At 49.5% G+C, this 6,154-nt stretch carries 3 protein-coding genes; all 3 read left to right on the top strand.

What is annotated here, in order from left to right:
• The first annotated feature begins 573 nt into the window (after positions 1-573).
• Positions 574-2,835 carry a photosystem I core protein PsaA gene (gene psaA / locus NZ772_12070; protein ID MCS6814284.1) on the top strand — a complete coding sequence of 754 codons (2,262 nt, stop codon included), beginning with the start codon at positions 574-576 and terminating at the stop codon, positions 2,833-2,835.
• Positions 2,836-2,860: 25 nt separating this feature from the next.
• Positions 2,861-5,092 carry a photosystem I core protein PsaB gene (psaB, locus tag NZ772_12065; protein MCS6814283.1) on the top strand — a complete coding sequence of 744 codons (2,232 nt, stop codon included), beginning with the start codon at positions 2,861-2,863 and terminating at the stop codon, positions 5,090-5,092.
• 158 nt (positions 5,093-5,250) lie between these two features.
• A partial coding sequence (locus tag NZ772_12060; GenBank protein MCS6814282.1) for an FAD-binding oxidoreductase occupies positions 5,251-6,154 on the top strand: 904 nt, incomplete at its 3' end.

Below are 6,154 nucleotides of genomic sequence, written 5' to 3'. Positions count from 1 at the left end.
ACTGATACCCACGGTAAGAACTTGCTGCAACGCTTATAAGGATATTCAAGACTGATGCCAGCTCCTGAGACATGGCCAAGCAAGCTCGTCGAGTGAGCACTAACCTTTAGTTCGTAGTTAAGAACCTAAGTCCTTACTGAAAGCTATCTGTGGAGATAGCATAAGCATTCGTGTGACTACATGACCGTGTGAAGAGGATGCAATAATTGGCGATACTGATAGTTACTATTGATACATTAAATATTTGCCTTGTTTATCGTTAACTTTTGTAAATTAAAAGAAATTTACGTTAACAGGGCGACGCTAATTGATTCACTGAAATGGTGAAAATGCAAGCAGTCTAGGCAATTTGAATTATTGTTAACGAGTTCTGAACTCGGTCAAGTGCACAACCTATAATGCTTTGCAAATTCCTTAGATAGCTATGGTTGCTGTTACAAAGCTGTCGGGTTGATCGGCTGCGATGATAACGGTAACTTCAGATGTAACAGTGTTTCTTTGGAAATGCTTGTGCATGGCAATTCTGAGGGTGTTGTAATCCTCGTTCCTTGTCTAGAGAGAGGAGAAGTCTAAATGGCAGTTACTCCACAGGAGCAAACGGCTAAAGTCAAGATTACGGTTGATAAGGATCCGGTTGCCACTTCGTTTGAGAAGTGGGGTAAGCCTGGTCATTTCGATCGCTCCTTGGCTAAGGGTCCAAAAACTACAACCTGGATTTGGAACCTTCATGCTAAAGCTCACGATTTCGATAGTCATACTAGCGACCTGGAAGATGTATCTCGCAAGATCTTCAGCGCACACTTTGGTCATCTAGCCGTAGTGTTCGTCTGGCTAAGCGGCATGTATTTCCATGGTGCTCGCTTTTCTAATTACGAAGCTTGGCTGAGCAACCCTACCGGCATTAAACCTAGTGCCCAGGTTGTTTGGCCTATTGTTGGTCAAGAAATTTTAAATGCAGACGTTGGTGGTGGTTTCCATGGTGTGCAAATCACGTCTGGATTCTTCCAACTATGGCGTGCCTCTGGCATTACAAATAGCTATCAACTTTATTGCACAGCAATTGGTGGCTTAGTCATGGCAGCTTTGATGCTGTTTGCTGGCTGGTTCCACTATCACAAGAGTGCCCCCAAGTTGGAATGGTTCCAAAATGTGGAATCCATGCTGAACCATCACCTAGCAGGTTTATTTGGTCTGGGTTCCTTGGGTTGGGCTGGCCACCAGATTCATGTGTCATTGCCCATCAATGAATTGCTGGACAAAGGTGTAGCCGTTAAGGATATTCCTCTGCCCCATGAGTTTATTCTGAACCCATCGCTAATGGCAGAGATTTACCCCAGCTTTGCGAAGGGTCTAACTCCCTTCTTTACGCTGAACTGGGGAGAGTACGCTGACTTTTTGACCTTCAAGGGTGGTCTCAACCCTGTTACCGGTGGTTTGTGGTTAACGGATACCGCTCACCATCATTTGGCCATTGCAGTGCTGTTTATCATTGCTGGTCACATGTACCGCACCAACTGGGGTATCGGTCACAGCATAAAGGAAATCCTAGAAGCCCACAAGGATCCCGTCATGATTACGGGTGAAGGGCACAAGGGACTTTATGAGGTGTTGACCAGCTCTTGGCATGCTCAGTTGGCAATCAACTTAGCTATGGTGGGTTCATTGAGCATCATTGTGGCTCACCATATGTACGCAATGCCCCCCTATCCATACCTAGCGACAGATTACCCAACTCAGATTTCGCTGTTTACGCACCATATGTGGTTGGGTGGTTTCTTTATTGTTGGTGCTGCAGCCCACGGTGCCATCTTCATGGTGCGTGACTACGATCCAGCAGTAAATCACCGGAATGTCTTGGATAACATGCTCCGTCACCGGGATGCAATTATCTCCCACCTGAACTGGGTATGTATTTTCCTAGGCTTCCACAGCTTTGGTCTGTATATTCACAACGACACCATGCGGGCGTTGGGTCGTCCCCAGGATATGTTCTCGGATACGGCGATCCAGCTACAGCCCATCTTTGCTCAATGGGTACAAAGTCTGCACACCGCAGCAGCAGGTACGACAGCTCCCCATGCCTTGTCTACTGCTAGCGTTGCCTTTGGTGGTGACCTAGTGGCTGTCGGCGGTAAGGTGGCTATGATGCCAATTACCTTGGGCACTGCAGACTTCATGGTTCACCATATTCATGCCTTCACGATTCACGTGACGGTACTGATTTTGTTGAAGGGCGTGCTCTTTGCTCGGAACTCTCGTCTGATTCCAGATAAGTCTGAGCTGGGCTTTGCCTTTCCTTGTGACGGCCCTGGTCGTGGTGGCACCTGCCAAGTATCTGGCTGGGATCACGTTTTCCTGGGTCTGTTCTGGATGTATAACTCGCTCTCGATCGTCATTTTCCACTTCAGTTGGAAGATGCAGTCGGATGTTTGGGGCACTGTGCTACCAGATGGCTCTGTTTCGCACATTACGGGTGGCAATTTTGCCCAGAGTGCAATCACTATTAATGGCTGGTTGCGCGACTTCCTGTGGGCGCAAGCTTCTCAGGTTATTAACTCTTACGGTTCGGCACTATCTGCCTACGGCATCATGTTCCTGGGTGCTCACTTTGTTTGGGCGTTCAGCTTGATGTTCCTATTCAGTGGTCGTGGCTACTGGCAGGAGTTGATTGAGTCGATCGTATGGGCACACAACAAGTTGAAGGTTGCACCAGCAATTCAACCTCGTGCTCTGAGCATTATTCAGGGCCGTGCAGTTGGAGTCGCCCACTACCTTCTGGGAGGAATCGTGACCACATGGTCCTTCTTCCTGGCTCGTGTTATTGCTGTTGGATGAGCACCAGGAGGATTTGATTAAACCTATGGCAGCTACTAAGTTTCCAAAATTTAGCCAAGACCTTGCCCAAGATCCAACTACACGGCGGATCTGGTATGGAATTGCTACAGCCCATGACTTTGAAAGCCATGATGGCATGACTGAAGAGAACCTATATCAGAAGATTTTTGCTTCTCACTTCGGTCACTTGGCGATCATTTTCCTGTGGACTTCTGGCAACCTATTCCACGTGGCGTGGCAAGGTAACTTCGAGCAGTGGGTGACTGACCCTCTGCATGTTCGTCCTATCGCTCACGCGATTTGGGATCCTCACTTCGGTAAGCCCGCTTTGGATGCCTTCACCCAAGCTGGTGCTTCCGGCCCTGTTAATATTGCTTACTCTGGCGTGTATCACTGGTGGTACACGATCGGAATGCGAACCAATGCGGACTTATACAGTGGTGCGGTCTTTTTGCTGATTCTGGCAGCCGTTGCCCTGTTTGCAGGCTGGTTACACTTGCAACCCAAGTTTCGTCCTAGTCTGGCATGGTTCAAGAATGCTGAATCTCGCTTGAATCACCACTTGGCTGGTTTGTTTGGTGTTAGCTCCTTGGCATGGGCGGGTCACTTGATTCACGTGGCTATTCCTGAGGCTCGTGGTCAGCATGTAGGTTGGGATAATTTCCTGTTTACTCCTCCCCATCCTGCTGGCTTGACCCCGTTCTTCACTGGCAACTGGGGAGTCTATGCTCAAAACCCGGATACTGCAAGTCATATATTTGGCACTTCGACAGGTGCTGGCTCTGCAATTCTGACCTTCTTGGGTGGTTTCCATCCTCAGACCGAGTCCCTCTGGCTGACAGACATTGCTCATCACCACCTGGCGATCGCAGTTATTTTCATCATCGCCGGCCATATGTACCGTACTAATTTCGGTATCGGTCATAGCATCAAGGAGATCCAAGAGGCTCATAATCCTCCTGTTGGCACTCCCTTTGGTGGCATGATTGGCGACGGTCATAAGGGAATTTACGATACCTACAACAACTCGTTGCACTTCCAGTTAGGTTGGCACTTGGCTTGTCTAGGTGTTGTTACCTCCCTTGTGGCTCAACATATGTACTCGCTGCCTCCCTACGCCTTCATGGCTAAAGACTACACGACCATGGCGGCTCTGTACACTCACCACCAGTACATTGCTGGATTTATCATGGTGGGTGCATTTGCCCATGGCGCTATTTTCTTGGTGCGAGACTATGATCCAGAGGCCAATAAGAACAACGTGCTGGCGCGGATGTTGGAGCATAAGGAGGCCCTGATTTCTCACCTGAGCTGGGTGTCTCTGTTCCTTGGCTTCCATACTCTGGGTCTATATGTCCACAATGATGTCGTGGTTGCTTTCGGTACTCCCGAAAAGCAAATCTTAATTGAGCCTGTGTTTGCTCAGTGGATTCAGGCAGCACACGGCAAGATGCTCTATGGCTTTGATACCCTGTTGTCTAATCCTGACAGCTTGGCGGCTACAGCTTGGCCTAATCACGGCGATGTTTGGCTGCCGGGTTGGCTAGAGGCGATCAACAGTGGCACTAATTCATTGTTCTTGACCATTGGCCCCGGTGATTTCTTGGTTCACCACGCGATCGCACTGGGCTTGCACACCACCACCCTGATTCTGGTCAAGGGTGCTCTGGATGCTCGTGGCTCTAAGCTGATGCCTGACAAAAAGGATTTTGGCTACAGCTTCCCTTGCGATGGCCCTGGTCGGGGCGGCACCTGTGACATCTCAGCATGGGATGCCTTCTACTTGGCAATGTTCTGGATGCTGAATACCATCGGCTGGGTTACCTTCTACTGGCACTGGAAGCATCTGTGTGTATGGCAAGGCAACGTTGCTCAGTTCAATACCTCTTCCACCTATTTGATGGGATGGTTGCGCGATTACCTGTGGCTCAACTCTTCGCAGTTGATCAACGGTTATAACCCTGCTGGCATGAACAACTTGGCGGTTTGGGCTTGGATGTTCTTGTTTGGACACCTAGTCTGGGCGACGGGCTTCATGTTCCTAATTAGCTGGCGCGGTTATTGGCAAGAGCTAATCGAAACCTTGGTATGGGCACATGAGCGTACTCCTCTGGCGAACTTGGTTCGTTGGAAGGATAAGCCTGTTGCGTTGTCTATCGTGCAAGCTCGCTTGGTTGGCCTAGCTCACTTCAGTGTTGGCTACGTCCTAACCTATGCAGCTTTCTTGATTGCTTCTACGGCTGGTAAGTTCGGCTGATGCTGATGCACTAGCTACTGTTTAGGTTCTGATAAGCCTCTACCTTCGGGTAGGGGCTTTTTCCATTTAAAGCAAATCCTCAGTTTCTGTGCTGAGCAATACAGTCGCCCAAAGAAACTTGCTAGCATGATCAGCGTAATGTGCATTGCGCTTAGACTATGACCCTGATCCTCGATCGCCCTACGGATTGGCTACCTCGCTTGACCACTGCTTTAGAGGGCATAGAACTTATCACAGATCCAACTCAACTTGCCAAGCTTTCTCAAGACTATTACACGTTTAGTCCTGTCTTAGTACGGCTCCTGTCTGATAAGCGGGGTGAGATAGTTGTACGCCCATCATCGGAAGCAGAGGTTTTGAGGGTAGCCAGCGCTTGCGTAGCATTGAAAGTGCCGCTGACGGTTCGTGGTGCCGGTACAGGTAACTACGGGCAATGTGTCCCTCTTCATGGGGGGGTAATTTTGGATGTGTCAAAGATGCAGCAAATTCGCTGGATTCAGCCTGGAATGGCCTGTGTTGAGCCAGGGGTGAAAATGGCAGCGTTCGATAAAAAAGCACGGGAACAGGGCTGGGAATTGCGAATGGTGCCCTCGACCTATCGCACTGCGACGATCGGTGGCTTTGTTGGAGGAGGCAGTGGTGGCGCGGGGTCAGTTACCTATGGTCAGTTACGCGATCGTGGCAACTTACAGGCTGTGCGTGTGGTGACACTAGAAGACGAGCCGCGTGTCATTACCCTGCGTGGAGACGATGTTTATAAGGTTGCCCATGCCTACGGCACCAATGGCATTATTACTGAATTAGAAATTCCCTTGGCTCCGGCTTATCCGTGGGCAGAGGTAATTGTTGCGTTCTCTGACTTTATGCAGGCGGCGCGATTTGGTCAGGCCCTTGCTGACTCCGATGGACTAGTGAAAAAGCTGGTATGTGTCTTAGCTCATCCACTGCCTACCTATTTCACTGCCCTGAGTCGCTCTATCCCTGCGGATCACCACGTGGTATTAGTCATGGTAGCTGAGCCAAGTTTGGAATCCTTTCAGGAACTTGTGAAGGCATGGGATG

Source organism: Cyanobacteriota bacterium, assembly GCA_025054735.1.
GTDB lineage: Bacteria > Cyanobacteriota > Cyanobacteriia > SKYG9 > SKYG9 > SKYG9.
This window is presented reverse-complemented; position numbering and strand designations above follow the sequence as displayed.

Coding starts and splice junctions, on each gene's coding strand:
- psaA (MCS6814284.1), top strand. CDS start 574: ATGGCAGTTACTCCACAGGAGCAAACGGCTAAAGTCAAGATTACGGTT.
- psaB (MCS6814283.1), top strand. CDS start 2,861: ATGGCAGCTACTAAGTTTCCAAAATTTAGCCAAGACCTTGCCCAAGAT.